The sequence below is a fragment of the Dyadobacter sp. genome, from assembly GCF_017744695.1.
In the GTDB taxonomy this organism is placed as follows: domain Bacteria; phylum Bacteroidota; class Bacteroidia; order Cytophagales; family Spirosomataceae; genus Dyadobacter.
This window is the reverse complement of the sequence record NZ_JAGIAS010000006.1, coordinates 283,451-299,530: the sequence shown is the minus strand read 5'-3', so window position 1 is coordinate 299,530 and position 16,080 is coordinate 283,451. Positions and strand designations below refer to the sequence as shown.

Annotated in this window: 8 protein-coding genes; 7 read left to right on the top strand and 1 reads right to left on the bottom strand. The window is 50.9% G+C overall.

The genetic code is table 11. From position 1 onward, the window contains the following. The first annotated feature begins 98 nt into the window (after positions 1-98). Positions 99-2,891, top strand: a complete 2,793-nt coding sequence (locus J7619_RS22005) for a TonB-dependent receptor (protein WP_291203747.1) — start codon at positions 99-101, stop codon at positions 2,889-2,891. A gap of 50 nt (positions 2,892-2,941) precedes the next feature. Here the strand turns inward: J7619_RS22005 and J7619_RS22000 are convergent, their stop codons facing one another. After that, positions 2,942-4,318, bottom strand: coding sequence for a hypothetical protein (locus J7619_RS22000; RefSeq protein WP_291203744.1), 1,377 nt, complete (start codon positions 4,316-4,318; stop codon positions 2,942-2,944). A 78-nt stretch (positions 4,319-4,396) separates the two neighbouring features. Between J7619_RS22000 and J7619_RS21995 the strand changes: the two genes are divergently transcribed. The 6 genes from J7619_RS21995 (at position 4,397) to J7619_RS21970 (ending at position 15,957) form a co-directional block, all read left to right on the top strand. Continuing rightward, positions 4,397-7,303, top strand: coding sequence for a triple tyrosine motif-containing protein (locus tag J7619_RS21995; RefSeq protein ID WP_291203741.1), 2,907 nt, complete (start codon positions 4,397-4,399; stop codon positions 7,301-7,303). Between the two features lie 167 nt (positions 7,304-7,470). Next, positions 7,471-10,503 carry a TonB-dependent receptor gene (locus J7619_RS21990; protein ID WP_291203738.1) on the top strand — a complete coding sequence of 1,011 codons (3,033 nt, stop codon included), beginning with the start codon at positions 7,471-7,473 and terminating at the stop codon, positions 10,501-10,503. Between the two features lie 13 nt (positions 10,504-10,516). Then, positions 10,517-12,010: a RagB/SusD family nutrient uptake outer membrane protein gene (locus tag J7619_RS21985; protein ID WP_291203735.1), complete on the top strand. Its 1,494-nt coding sequence runs from the start codon at positions 10,517-10,519 to the stop codon at positions 12,008-12,010. A gap of 20 nt (positions 12,011-12,030) precedes the next feature. Next, entirely contained in the window at positions 12,031-12,873 is an 843-nt protein-coding gene (locus J7619_RS21980; protein ID WP_291203732.1) for a LamG domain-containing protein, read from the top strand. Continuing rightward, entirely contained in the window at positions 12,873-14,543 is a 1,671-nt protein-coding gene (locus J7619_RS21975; protein WP_291203729.1) for a glucoamylase family protein, read from the top strand. The genes J7619_RS21980 and J7619_RS21975 overlap by 1 nt, the downstream gene beginning before the upstream one ends. A 34-nt stretch (positions 14,544-14,577) precedes the next feature. After that, positions 14,578-15,957, top strand: a complete 1,380-nt coding sequence (locus J7619_RS21970; protein WP_291203726.1) for a glucoamylase family protein — start codon at positions 14,578-14,580, stop codon at positions 15,955-15,957. Positions 15,958-16,080: the final 123 nt, after the last annotated feature.

Here is a 16,080-nt window from a genome sequence, read left to right as displayed (position 1 = left end):
TTCGCGGGCACTTATTCTAACTTATGATTAAATAGTATAATAATTTGATAATTTAATACTATTTATCAACAAACATTCATCCCTTAAACACACAGTCTATGAAAAAAACGCTATTACTTCTGCTTCTCATTTCCGCCTCACTTCAGGCCCTGGCGCAATCGGTGAAAGGGAAAATCACAGACGAAAAGAGCGGAGCGCCACTCCCCGGCGTGTCGATCCTCGTACAAGGCACCAATACGGGTACCGTGACGGACCCGGATGGAAACTTTTCTCTCGGCATCGCCGACGGAAATTACAACATCGTGATTTCCTTTATAGGCTACACGCCCAAGATCGTCCCCACGGTCGTCACGGCGGGGCAATCGTCGCCATTGAATATTGCCTTGGCCGAATCTTCCGAAGTCCTCGGGGAAATTGTGGTTACAGGCTCGCGCAGCGGCGGGCGTTCGCGTATCGACTCCCCCGTTCCGGTGGACATCATTCCCGTTTCACAGATTACAAATAGCGTCGGACAGGTGGATATCAATCAGATCCTGACGTACGTCGCGCCTTCGTTCCAGTCGTCGCGGCAAACCATCTCCGACGGCACCGACCACATCGATCCCGCACAGCTCCGCGGCCTGGGACCCGACCAGGTGCTCGTACTGGTGAACGGAAAACGCCGGCATCAATCATCGCTCGTGAATGTTAATGGGACTGTCAACCGCGGTACGGTTGGAACCGATTTGAATGCAATACCGGCTACTTCGGTAGAGAAAATTGAAATTCTCCGCGATGGTGCCGCCGCACAATATGGTTCCGATGCCATTGCAGGGGTGATCAACATCATATTGAAAAGCCGAACCGGGTTAAGCGGGAACGTGTCGTATGGTGAGAACGTAACAAGCTACGACAAGAACTACATTATCAACAACAATAAGAATGCATCGGTAAATGTCTCCGATGGCGGAACCGCTCAGGTCGGCCTTAACTACGGGCTGAAAGTAGGCCAGAAAGGTTTCGTGAATATCACCGGCGAATATGTAAAACGCGGAGCGACCAACCGTACCGGTACCTACACCGGCCAGCTATTCCCCGCTGTTGACGGTAAAGTAGTCGACGATGAGATTCTGACGCAACGCGGCCTCACACGCAACGATTTCGATATGCGCATCGGCAACTCGGAAGTAAAAGGCGGTGGCGTGGTAGTCAATGCGGACATTCCGCTCAATGAGCACCTGGATGTATATGCATTCGGCCAGTACAACAACAAGAAGGGAAATGCAGCCGGGTTTTACAGGTACCCTAACGGAGTCCCGGCCGCCGTGCGTACGAACGTGTTCGCGGTGTATCCCAATGGCTTTTTGCCTGAAATCAACAGCGACGTGACCGACGTTTCAGCAGCGGCCGGCATCCGGGGCAAACTGGGCGAATGGCGGTTTGACCTGAGCAACACATTCGGCAAAAATGACTTCGATTACCGCATTACCAATTCCGTGAACTACACGCAGGCGGTGTCCGTCGCCAACTTTCAGCGGGAATTCAATGCGGGAGGCAACGGATTTTCCCAAAATACCATTAACCTGGATTTCGGGCGGAAATTCGACGTGCTGCATGGACTCAATGTCGCGCTCGGCGCTGAGCAACGGAGCGAGAAGTATACGATCACTGCCGGCGAAGAGGCTTCCTACAAAAATTACGATGTACCGGCAGGCGTACCCGCGGGTGCGCAGGTGTTCTCAGGCTTCTTTCCGCAGAACGCCGGATCGCATTCAAGACATAGCGTAGCCGGTTACCTGGATTTGGAACAGGATATTACCAAATCGTGGGTCCTCAGCGCAGCCCTCCGCTTTGAAAATTATTCCGATTTCGGGAACACGCTTAATTACAAAGTTTCGACCCGCTATAAAATCACCGAAGGCTTTGCATTGCGGGCCTCGGCCAGCAGCGGGTTCCGCGCGCCGTCGCTGCAACAGCGTTATTATGCCAAAACGAATACACTTTTCGTAACCCAAAACGGCCAACAGGTAGCACAGGAAAGCGGTACTTTTACCAACGATAGCAAACCCGCTGAAATCCTTGGCATACCCAAACTGAAACAGGAGACCTCTCAAAGCTTTACCGTAGGTACCACCATCCAGATCAGCAATGCGTTTGAACTGACCGTGGACGCTTACCAGATCGACATCGACGACCGCATTGTACTAACGAACAATTTCAATGACGGTGGTAATGCCAATCTGAAAGCCCAACTGGCGGCAGCCAATGCTACAACAGCCAATTTCTTTTCCAACGCCGTCGACACGCGTTCGCGCGGGATCGAAGGCGTGCTTTCGTACAATACCAAGTTTGGCCGTAACCAATCGTTGCGGGCGGTACTGGCCGGGACATTTATTCAAAACAAGGTCAAAAAAGGTGCGGATGGCAAGCCGATTATCCATGCATCGGATATTCTGGTACAGACCAAGCAGGTCAACACCTATTTCAACCGGGAAGATTTAAGCAGGTTTGAAATCGCAAGCCCCCGTAACAAGCAGAGCCTGACGATCAATTACAAGGCGGGAAAATTTGGGGCAATGCTCCGTGGTGTGCGGTTTGGAGAAGTAACTTACTGGGATCCGACCATCGATCCCGACAAACCTGATGCATGGCCGGTTAACACATTGACCGGGCAGAAAGAAACGCTCGATCAGACCTTCGGCGCCAAAGTGGTGACCGATATTGCATTGAGCTATGATGTAGTGAAGGGCATCGGCCTGACGATCGGTGCGAACAATGTACTGGATGTGTATCAGGACAAGCACACCCATTCGGGTAATGTGAGCTCGGGCCGGTTCGTATATTCCCGCCGCGTCCAGCAAATGGGCTTTAACGGCAGGTATCTGTTCGCGAGGGTTACTTTTAGTTTTTAGGATACTTAATTAAGCTAATCCGGGCCATTTCCGACCCGGATTAGCCACTTTTAAATGGATATCTGATATTGCAATGTCCAGCTGCCTTTGCGGCCATTTCTCTCCAACTCATTAGCCACCGACGCCGATTTATATACCGGACGGTTCTCGTAATTGAGCGACAGCTTGCCGTTATGCCCTTTGATCAGCCAGTTGACGCCCAGATTGTAAATATTTGCAGCATCCTGCAAACGATCGTAATCACCGCGCTGCAACGAAGCGTAGGGCATCAAAGTCCCTTGGCTACCCAACAAACCATCTTTCAATTTATAACCCGCCTGTGCGTAAATCACATTCCCAGTCCCAAACATCGGGTACGCGTTCCCGTGCGCGCCGCTCACGCCCGCAATGGGCTGCGTGGTACCGGTCGCAGGATTCATAATGCCGTTATAGCGAAGATATCCCTTGCCATAGTCAGTCCCGAAATAGCCCAGATAAGCCGATAATGCAGTTCCTTTCTCCGCATTCAAGGGCATATCCAGGTAAGCGGCCACCGACCAGAGCGTCATATTGCTGTAAAGCGTGTCCACCGCTTCCTTACGCCAGGTCGCATTTTTTTGGGAAGTAATACCGGCCTCCACATTTAAAACCTTGCGTTTACCGAGATAAGTACCTGTCATGTAGCCCGGCGTGGTATTATCTTCAGTGTCGAAAACATTGTAAATGAATAGCCCCTGGAATTGCTTACTGTTTTTGCGCAGCGCAAAAACAGCGTTCTGATTAAGCGCCGCAGGCACGGAGCCACTGGTTTCAACCGGAAACGGATCGGCCACAGCGACGCGGTAATTGAGCTTGCCGATCTGCCCGCGGCTGTAAACGGTCAGCTTTCTGGAAAACTGGTCGGTCTGATCAACGGTAGCCTGCGCAAAAACCGGCACGTCCATGGTCATAATGGTGCCGATGCTAGGCTGCGAAAAGCGGGAAAAACCGCTGACGATAGTGAGGCCACCACCGAAGCGGATAAAATTGTTGCCTTTGCGTTGCACCTCATATTCACCGACAGCGTCGTGAAAAAATGCTGCGATCTTACGTTGGCTGGGTGTTCCGGCCGTGTTATAGGCAGGAAATGCGCTCACCTTATTGAAATTGTTCATTCCGAACTGAGTGTAGAAGAATATCCTGTCGGTAAGCTGGCCGAACAGCTGCATGCGGGTGCGACGCAAGCCGATATCGAAAGTATTGGTTTTCGGATCGCTCAGCACAGTGGTTCCGGGATTGTTATCATTCAGCCTCAGCCACACCTGATTCGTGAATGTGAATTTTACATAATGTGAACCGGATTCGTTAAGATTGTAACGAATATCATTTCGCTTGTTGTTGTCCTGGGACATAACGGGCTCCGTCACGGCAGATGTGCCGAGGAGCATCAGGGAAAGAAATTTTTTCATTAAGAGTACTATTGAGTTACATGCACTAATATCGCCACAAACCCTTCTGAAAGAGCTAAAAACGACATTGATAGTTAATTGAAAAAGAAATTAAACACGGCAGCAAAGCGACTCGCAAAAAGTCTTTTCCGAAGCCGGGCCTTCAAATATAAGGCGGGTTGCGCTACTGCCATACTCTTCTGGGCGACAATCTTCCTCCCTTCTCTGGCCCAGGAAACGCCGCCGTTGATCAACTATCCGGCCGCTCTTTATAAGGCGCATAACCAGAACTGGGACATTTGCCAGAGCACCGACGGGCTGATCTATTCCGCCAATTCCGATGGCTTGCTGGAACACGACGGCGCCTCCTGGAAACTATACCCATTACCCGACGGCCAGATCGTCCGGACGGTGCTTTACGACGAGCAATCACCAGAACCAACCGGTGGAAAAGTCCTGAAACGCACAACGCAACCCGAACAGCGTATTTACGTGGGCGGCTTTTCGGAATTTGGATATTGGAAAAAAGAAGCGGATGGTCAGCTGAAATACTATTCACTGAGCAAGAAAGCGGGCTTTGCGAGCCTGCGGACCGAGGAAATATGGCATATTCTTAAAACACCCCAATACATTTATTTCCAGTCGTTCTCCAATGTATACCGGTACGACGGCAAAAACCTGAAAGAGATCAAAGGATCGGGCAACATCATGTTTATGCGGCTTGTGCAAAACCGGGTACTGGTGCCGACGATCGGCCGGGGCATTTATGAGTTAAAAGGAGAACAATTCGAGCCATTACCGGGAACGGAAAGCCTTTTATCCACTACCATTTCCTCCATTTTACCTTTCTCAAACGGCGGCATCCTCATTACCACGACCAAACACGGGCTGTATATCTGGCAAAACGGAATCCTCACTCCCTGGAACATCGCCATTTCGGGTGAATTGAAAAGGAACATCATCAACCGAGCTATCGTAATGGCCCGCGATAGCAGCGTTGTCTTCGGAACGATACAGAATGGCGTTTACGTCATCTCCAAAAACGGCACATTAAAGTACCAGTTTAACAAGGAAACCGGCTTGCAGAACAACACCGTACTGGCATTGGAAGAGGATGCGCAGCAGCAGCTGTGGATCGGGCTCGATCAGGGAATCGATATGGTCAAAATGTCGTCGCCCATCATATCCTACCAGACCAATGATAACCCGCTCGGTTCTACCTATGCCGCGGCGATTTGGCACGGGAACCTTTATGTAGGGTCTAACAAGGGAGTATTTGTCAAGAAATGGCTTTCTCCTGAACCATTCCGGCCTGTGTGGGGGCTTGAAGGGCAAACCTGGTCACTCAAAGTGATCGACGATCAATTGCTATGCGGCCACAACGACGCCACCTACCGCATTTCGGAAAGCGGCATTACAAAAATTTCTCCGATCAATGGCGGCTGGGTATTTGTGCCGATGCGAAATGGGAAGGACACACTTTTGCTTCAAGGTGCCTATGTGGGCCTGCATGTGTATAAAAAAGACGCAAAGGGTACCTGGGCTTACGCCTATCCCGTCAAGAAGTTGCCGCCCATACCGATCCGGCAAATCGCACACGACAATTCAGGCACATTCTGGCTCGGGCATGCTTACAAAGGTTTGTTTCAGGCCAAACTGACACCCGCGCTGGATTCGGCCCTATCTTGGAAGGAGTTTAAAGCCCCGCAGGAACTGCCCAGCGAGTTTTCCATCGAAGTCGTTCAGTGGCTGAACGGGCAGGTACGTGTGCGCTCGGGCAACAAGTTTTTCCAACCCGACCGATCCGGGAGGTTCATCCAGAGCAGCGACTTCACCAAAGAAGAGGAAGATTACAAAATCAGGACGGGCCTGCATGGCGACTGGTTCAAGATTTTCATGAACCGCGTAGCATTCTATCAACCTGGCAAAGAAACGCGGAACCTCCCGCTCACGCTCGTGCGCAATAGCGAAACGGTAGTACCGCTTTCCGAAGATTACTACTTCTTCTGCCTCGACAATGGCTACGCGTTGTATAACCGCAAATCGCCCGACGAGCAAAATGAGGCCGCCGGCCCGCCGATGGTCCGTAAAGTAGCCAACCTTCGTAACCTGAATGAAACCTTCGCGATTTCGGGCAGCCCATCATTGCCGGCCGAAGTGCGCTCGCTGCGCATTGCATTTGCATTACCCGTATATGGCCAGAACGTGCAATACAAATACCGTCTCAAAGGCCTCACCGATCAATGGTCGGAATGGACGGACCAGAGCTTTGTAGAGTTTACAAACCTGGAATCGACAGATTATATTTTTGAAGTAAGGAGCAGCCTCAACGATACCATCGGCACCTATCATTTCAGCGTAAAGCCCTATTGGCGCGAAACATTGTTTGCCAAGATTCTTTTCGCTGTACTGGTCGCATTGGCTTTGGCTGCGCTGATCCTGTACCAGGAAAAACGGCTTGCGCGCCACCGCCGGAAGCTGATCGAGGAACAGGAAGAAAAGCTACGCCAGCAACGCCTTTCCAGCGAGCGGAAGATCATGCAGATCCAGAACGAGAAACTGCAAAGTGAAATCCAGAGCAAAAGTCAGCAGTTGAGCAACGTGGCGATCAACGTGGTGAAGAAAAACGAGATCCTGGAAGAGATCCGCGATGAACTGAAACAGGTAAAAGCCGAGATGGGACAACAGCTCCCCAATATACATTATCAAAAACTCCTGCACAGCATCGAACGGAACGTCGCCGGCAAGGACGACTGGGTTTTATTTGAACAAAATTTCGACGAGGTGCACGAACAGTTCTTCAAAAGGCTGCGCCAGATATATCCTACCATTTCTCCCTCCGAGCTCCGGCTCGCGGCGTGCCTTCGCATGAATCTTTCCACGAAAGAAATGGCCCCGGTACTGGGGATTTCTGTCCGCGGTGTAGAAATCAAGCGCTACCGGCTTCGTAAAAAGCTTGGATTGGACAACGATGCCAATCTGGCCCAATTTATGATGGACATTTGACGCGATTGCACTAATCCGCTACCCTACCCCTTATTGTGCTAGTAAACCTTGCATTATTCTCATTGATGTAGTGGTGATGTAGTGCTTTATTTGATTCCTCCCCCGCTTGGAACTTAATTTTGAAGTCAATAAATTCTTATAATAATTCAATCACCAATTTGAAACTGATGAAAACTATTGTACGATTACTGTACATGCTCGTTTTCCTGGCGCTAGGAAGTTTCTCTTACGCGCAGGAAATAAATGTGACTGGGAAAGTCACTTCGAGTGCCGACAATTCGGCGCTGCCGGGCGCCAGCGTGCTCATCAAAGGCACTACTACCGGTGTTCCTACCGATGCCGATGGTAACTACGCCATAAAAGTTCCGTCCCCACAATCCGTCCTGGTCTTCTCTATGATCGGGATGACTACCCAGGAAATCACGGTAGGTAACCAAACAACACTTAATGTTGCCATGCAGGAAGACGCCAAGGCGCTGAACGAAGTGGTCATTATGGGTTACGGTTCGCAGAAAAAACTCGACGTTACCGGCGCTGTCGCGCAGATCAAAGGAGCAGAAATCTCCAAGCAGCCTTCCATGAATGCCGTAAGTGGTTTGCAGGGTAAGGTTGCCGGGGTGCAGATCAATAACTCGGGTAAACCGGGTGAGGCGCCGCAGATCCGTATCCGCGGTGTCGGAACGGCCTATGGTAGCGCCAACCCATTGTACGTGGTCGACGGTGTTTGGTTCGACGATATCAGCTTCCTCAACTCGGGCGATATCGAAAGCATGAACATCCTGAAAGACGCATCCAGCCAGTCTATCTATGGGGTACGCGCAGCAAATGGGGTAGTTTTGATCACTACGAAAAAAGGAAAATCAGGACAGCCGATCATCGACTACAATGGTTTTGTGGGTTACCAGAAAGTGACCAACCAGATCAAAATGGCGAATGCAAATGAATATGCGACGATGATCAACGAATTGAGCCGCATCAACGGAAAATCAGATATCCTCGATCCTACACAGTTTGGAGAAGGAACCGACTGGTACCACCAGATCCTGCGCAATGCATTTGTAACTAACCACCAGCTTTCAATCAGTGGTGGGGGTGAAAAATCGACTTACAACTTCTCGCTCGGTTATCTGGATCAGGACGGTATTGTCGAAAAGAACAATTTCAAACGCTACACAGCCCGTCTGCAAAACGATTTCCAGGTCCTTAAAAACCTGAAAGTAGGTTACTCGGCAACCGGCTCTTTCAGCAAATCGAAAGATGAGGCGGGCGGCATTTTCCGTCAGCTCTATGCCGCAGGCCCTGTTGTACCGGTTTACTATGCCGACGGAACCTATGGTGATCCTACCGATTACAACCTCGGTGACGGTAACAACTTCAACCCGCAGGTTACGATTGATTTCTATAATCAGAATACCAAGAAGACGCTTCTTACTGGTAACGCGTATGCAGAACTCAACATATTGAAAGGCTTGACATTCCGCACCAGCCTCGGCGGACGCTACGGCCAGGATGAAACCCGCACTTACATACCGCAATATGTTGCCACATTCAAACAACGTAACACGACCAGCTTCCTCGAATTCGTACGCCCGCAGACGCGCTACTGGATCTTTGAAAATACATTGACATATACCAAAGATTTCGGCAAACACAGCGTTACAGCCCTCCTCGGCCAGTCCGCTCAACGCGACCAATCGTACAAGCTTACTGCCAACGCATTAAATGTCCCTTATTCAAGCGAAGGCGACCTTTACCTGGCTTTGGGTAGTGCAGATGGTCGTAATGTGAAAGACGAAGGCGATCTCGGAACATATGCTTCTTACTTCGGTCGTGTGAACTACTCTTTCGACGAGCGCTACATGTTGAATGCTTCCCTCCGTGCGGATGGTTCATCCAAATTCTTCCAGGGTGGCAATGCCTGGGGGTATTTCCCGTCGGTGGGTGCAGGCTGGGTGATCAGTAATGAAAACTTCATGAAAGACCAGACGATTTTCGATAACCTGAAAATCCGTGGTAGCTGGGGCAAAATTGGTAATGCGTCCGTTCCTTCCAACTTGTCGACGCTCACAGTGGCAACCGGCGGTGGCCTGGCGGCGATCTTCGGAGGCCAGCTGAATACAGGTGCGAGTATCAACTCCATCATCCCTCCTACTACTTACTGGGAACGTGGTGTGGGTACCGACGCAGGTATCGAGGCTTCCTTCCTCAAATCGAGGTTGACCGTGGAATTGGACTACTATATTAAGAAAACCGAGCGTGCGATCTTTGACATTCCCGTATTGACTTCTATCGGCACAAGCTCGGGTCGTATCGTAGGTAACCAGGCCGATTTCCAGAATAAAGGGTTTGAATTCGCGCTGAACTGGCGTGATGAAATCGGTAAGGACCTTTCTTACAGCATCGGTTTCAATGGCGCGGTCAACAACAACAAAGTGCTGGCGGTATCATCCGGTGCCAACCCTATTTATGATGGTGGCGTGGGTCTTACCAGCGGAGCGCTCGCTACGCGTACCCGCGTGGGCGACCCGATCGGTTCTTTCTACGGCTACGTGGTAGACGGTATTTTCCAGAATGAGGAAGAAATCAAGAATTCGGCACAGCCAGGCGCAAAACCGGGTGATTTCCGATACCGCGATATCAGCGGAACCAACGGCGTACCGGACGGAACCATCTCCGGCCTCGACCGTCAGGTAATCGGGAACCCGAACCCGAAATTCACCTATGGTATCAACACCAGCTGGAATTACAAAAACATCGACTTGATGCTCGACTTCCAGGGTGTTGCGAAAGTGGATATTTACAATGCCAACATGGGCTGGCGTTATGGTAATGAAAACTTCACCAAGGATTTCTACGATAACAGATGGCACGGTGAAGGTACTTCGAATACCTACCCTTCTGCCAACATCGGCGGCGGCCAGAACTACCTGCCTAACACATTCTTCGTACAGAGCGGCAGCTATTTCCGGGTTAGAAATGCGCAAATCGGTTACACATTCCCGCAGGCATTCAACGAAAGGTTGAAAATCCGCAAGCTGCGTCTGTACGCCAATGCGCAGAACCCTCTGAACTTCTTTAAATACAAAGGTTTGTCCCCAGAGGTAAGAGCTAACGAAAACAAACCAACCCAAGCCGGTATCGACGCCAACGTGTACCCGCTTTCAGCGACCTACAACTTTGGTATCAATGTCACTTTCTAAGATTACAAGCGATATGAAAAATATAAATTTAAAAACCAATTTGAAGCAGAAAGGGCTATATCTCGGGCTTGCAGCGCTCCTGATCGTCCCTTCTTCTTGCAGCGACAGCTTCCTCGATGTGGATCCGCAGGGAAAACAGGCTGGGGCCGTGTTCTGGGTAAATGAAGCCGATGCTACCAAGGCCGTGAACGCGATGTATGCCAATTTGCGCAGCTGGAACAATACTGCTTTCGCGGCTATCGCGGTGGAAAGCATGGGCTCCGACGATGCTGAAAAAGGAAGCACTCCGTCGGATGCGACTTTCTTCAACCTTTATGATACCTTCACCGTCGGCTCTACGGATGGCCAGCTCGGAGGCTTCTGGGAGGGGCAATACCAGAACATCAACTATGCCAACCAGGTGATCACCAATATCCCGGCGATCAGTATGGATGAAAACCTGAAAGCGAGATACCTGGCGGAAGCCAAATTCGTACGTGCTTACTCGTATTTCAGACTTGTCAGGGCATTTGGTGATGTGCCTTTGCGTTTGAGCCTCCCCAAAGATGCTACCGAATACAACCTCCCGCGTACCCCCAAAGCGGACGTGTACGCAGCCATTGAAAAAGACCTGAGTGAAGCAGCAGCAGTATTGCCGCAGAACTACGGCGCCGCAGACCTCGGCCGCGTAACAAAAGGCGCAGCGCAATCGCTTCATGCCAAAGTATCGATGTATCAGGGCAAATGGCAGCAGGTTTTCGACCTGACAACCCAGGTTATCAACTCGGGCCAGTATTCGCTTTTCGCCGATTACGAAGCATTGTTCCGCGTGGCCAACGAAAATTCGACTGAATCGATTTTTGAGATCCAGAATGAGCTGATCCCGTCTAATAAGGATGCATCCAACTCGCAATACTCGCAGGTGCAAGGTGTACGCGGCGTAACAGGTGGCGGCTGGGGCTTCAATGTCCCTACCGAAGCGCTTTCGAAATCATTTGAAGCGGGCGACCCGCGCCGGGATGCGACCATCATCTTCCGCGGTGAAACAACGCCTTCCGGCGACGCAATCCCTGCAACGGGTGATAACCCGATGTACAATCAGAAATCGTATGTGCCGTTCAAGCTTTACGTAACCGGGTTCAATGAAGGTTCACAGCAAAATGTACGTGTGATCCGGTATGCGGAGGTTCTGCTGATGAATGCGGAAGCTGCCAACGAAATCGGCAACAGTACCCAGGCGCTCGCCTCGCTTGAATTGGTGCGTGCCCGTGCAAGAGGCGCCAGCAAAACGATCCTTCCCAAGGTAACAACGACCGACAAGGCAGCATTGCGGACCGCAATCTGGAATGAGCGCCACTCGGAGCTCGCTATGGAATTCGACCGCTATTTCGATGTGATCCGTCAGGGACGTGGCACCGCGATATTCGGCCCCAAAGGCTGGAAATCCGGCAAAAACGAAGTATGGCCGATCCCTCAGAACGAAATCGACCTTAGCGCAGGCGTGCTGACCCAGAACCCAGGTTATTAATCCCAAACCACGATCTATCGATGAAAACTTTAAAGAATAAACTGACCGTGGCATTGTGTGCATTGACGGTGCTCGGGGTGACCTCTTGCTACGACAAGTTCGATCCCGAAAGTTACGCGCCCAGCGTGACGATCGGGGGCTTTACAAGCTCCGACGAAATCGCGAAGGCCAATCTGGTGGCGCATTTCCCTTTTGACGGCAACTACTCGGACGTCGTGTCCAACACGGCCGGCACCAATACCGGTACCACGTTCGCGAATGGACTGAAAGGTCAGGCCATGAAAGGTGCCAAGAATGGTTACGTTCTTTTTGACCCGACCGCAAGCATTCTCGGGCTGAAAAGTTTCACTATGACCTATTGGGTAAACAGCCCTTCGACCAAATCCGCCGGTGGTATCATCGGGCTTGTGGGCTTGTCCCAAACAGACGGGTTCTGGGGAAACATTGAGACTTTCTTTGAAAACGGGGGCACGGATACCGACGGTATTTTCAAAGCCCACATCCAGAATGACAAGAAGGATACCTGGATTGCAAAGGAAGGCATTGTCAACCTTTACAACTCGTGGACGCATATCGCATTGTCTTACGACGCCACTTCATCAACTTTAAGTATATATGTGAATGGTTCCAAAACGGCTACAAGCACCGTGGCGAACTTTGGCGACCTGAAATGGGCGAAACCAGGCAAAATGGTGTTTGGTACGGTGCAATTCCAGACTAAGCCAAGCCTTACCTCAGGCGCTTCCGCACAGGACTGGGCAAGCTACCTGACAGGCCTGCTCGACGAAGTGCGGATTTATAACGTTGCTTTGAAAGATGCCGAAGTAGATGCACTGGTTAAACTGGAATCAAGAGGAAAATAATGCCTTTCAAACACTTCCTTTTTGTTTGTGCAATCATCTGGCTCGGGGTTTCCTGCAAATCGGAAAAGGAAGACCCCGGGCCATCCAATCCGGGAATACCAACCTCATTCGGGTTTAATAGCCTGAAAGTAAATGGAGCCTATTCGGGATTCAAATACAATGATGTAAACCTGAAACCCAAAGTCAGGTTTACATTTTCTGCCCCGCTCAGCGATGCGACTGTCGCGAGCGGGGTTACTTTCCGGTCCGCTGCCGGTGAAGCCATTCCGTTTACATCCGCTTTGGAAGGCGGCGACAGTTCGGTAGTGATCACCCCCTCCGCCGATTTGAAATACCTCACGAGCTATTCGGTTACCGCCACCAAGGCCTTGAAATCCAAAGCCGGCGGAATGCTGCTGAATGAGGTAAAAGTGGAGTTGATTACCGCGCTGGATTCCACCGACAAGTTTCCCGTCATCAGCGACGAAGCTTTACTGACCCTCGTGCAGCAGCAAACCTTCAAGTATTTTTGGGACTTCGCGCATCCCGCGAGCGGGCTTGCCCGTGAGCGTAACACCTCCGGCGATGTGGTAACCTCAGGAGGAAGCGGCTTCGGCATTATGATCATCCCTATCGCCATCGAGCGGAAATTCATTAACCGGGCCCAGGGTTTGGAAAGAATGCAGAAGATTGTCGGCTTCCTGAAAAAGGCACAGACATTTCACGGTGCTTTTCCACATTGGCTGAATGGTGCTACGGGCGTGGCGGTACCATTCAGTACTAAAGACAATGGGGCTGATCTGGTAGAAACCTCATTCCTAGTTCAGGGGTTGCTGACGGTCCGGCAGTATTTCAACGAAAGCAATGCTGCTGAAACCGCGTTGCGTGCCGATATCAGTGCAATCTGGGAAGCAGTGGAATGGGACTGGTTTCGGAAAGGCAATGAAAATGTGTTGTACTGGCATTGGAGCCCCGATTATGGCTGGGATATGAATCATCAGATCCGCGGATGGAATGAATGCCTGATCGCCTATGTCCTGGCAGCGTCTTCGCCTACGCACAGCATCAGCAAAGCCGTTTATGACAATGGCTGGGCAGGTAACAGCACATTTACGAATGGAAAGGAATACTATGGCATCACATTACCGCTCGGTGAGCCTTTGGGAGGGCCGTTATTCTTCTCTCATTATTCGTTTTTAGGTTTAAACCCTACGGGGCTTACCGACCGTTTTGCCAATTATTTTACCCAAAACAAGGCCCAGACCCTCATCAACTATAACTATTGCAAAACAAACCCGCAGCAATATTACGGATACAGCGACCGATGCTGGGGGCTAACCGCCAGCGATATTCCGAATGGGTACAATGCCAACTCGCCTAGCAGCGACAAAGGAGTGATCACGCCCACGGCCGCGTTGTCCGCATTCCCCTACACGCCCGTAGAGTCGATGAAAGCCCTGAAATTCTTTTACTACAAATTGGGCGACAAGCTCTGGGGAGAATATGGTTTCCATGACGCGTTCTCGCTGGATCAGCGCTGGTTCGCCGATTCCTACCTCGCCATCGACCAGGGGCCCATCGTGGTCATGATCGAAAACCATCGCACGGCGCTGCCCTGGAAACTCTTCATGAGCGGCCCTGAGGTTAAAAATGGCCTTACAAAGCTCGGATTCAGCAGTCCGGCGCTTTAACAAAACTTATCCCGCCAATAAACATTACTCGACTATGAAACTATACTTCCAATTACTATTATGCCTGACACTACTTGCCGGTTCGCAGGTGGATGGCTGGGCACAAAAGAAAAAATCAACGCCTGCCAAACCCGCCGCATTTAACCCGGCCGACCGGCCCAAAAACCTTTCCGATACCGCATTGCTCGAACTGATTCAGAAACAGACATTCCGGTACTTCTGGGAATTTGGCCATCCGGTAAGTGGCCTGGCACGTGAGCGGAGCAACGTCGCCTTCGACTACGGTGACGAAGTGTGCACCATCGGCGGTACCGGCTTTGGCGTGATGGCTATGGTAGTGGCGGCTGAAAGACAATGGCAGCCGCGCGATTCCGTCGCAGCCCGACTGTTGAAAATGGTCAAATTCCTCTCGAAGGCCGATCATTACCACGGAATCTTTCCGCACTGGCTCAATGGGGCAACTGGCAAGATCGTTCCTTTCGGCCGCAAAGACGACGGCGGCGACCTGGTCGAATCTTCATTTCTGTTTCAGGGATTGCTTGCGGTAAGGCAATACTTCGACCGCGATAACGACCTGGAAAGAGAACTGCGCAGCCGCATTACCTGGATATGGAACGAGGCCGAATGGGACTGGTATACCCGCGGAAACCCCAATCAGCTCTACTGGCACTGGAGCCCGAACAACGGCTGGGCCATGAACTTCGAACTTCGCGGGTACAATGAGACACTGATCACCTACATCATGGGCGCAGCCTCTCCGCGTTACCCGATTACCCGCCAGGTTTACGACAAATGTTGGGCGCAGAGCGATCATTTCCGCAACGGCAAGGAATATTACGGCGTAAAACTTCCGCTAGGGTTCGAGTATGGCGGCCCCTTGTTTTTTACGCATTACTCGTTCCTCGGCCTTGATCCGCGCCATTTGAAAGATCAGTATGCCAATTACTGGGAACAGAATGTGAACCATTCACTGATCAACTACAAGCATTGCGTTGCCAATCCGGGCAAGTTTAAAGGATATGGCGAGAACAGCTGGGGACTGACCGCGAGCGATACTTACAATGGCTACAATGCGCATTCACCCACAAACGACTTTGGCACCATTACGCCTACGGCGGCATTGTCGTCATTCCCATACACGCCGGAGCAGTCGATGAAGGCGCTACGCCATTTTTACGATGATCTCGGCGATAAAATCTGGTCGGAATACGGGTTTACCGATGCATTCAACGAAACGCAAAACTGGTATGCCAAATCACACCTGGCCATCGACCAGGGGCCCATTATCGTGATGATCGAAAACTACCGGACAGGCTTGCTCTGGAAGCTGTTCATGAAAGACCCGGAGGTTCAGGCAGGCTTGAAAAAACTCGGATTTGAAAGTCCTGCATTGGGCTTATCCAGCAGAAATTAACCGCTTTTTAGCTAATATTCACAGGAAGACCGGCCGCAAGCTGGTCTTTCTGTTTTATAGAATATAATTGTACCTTGATACCGTTTTTGAAAAGCAAAAGAAGGGCTAATCTAAACGTAAATC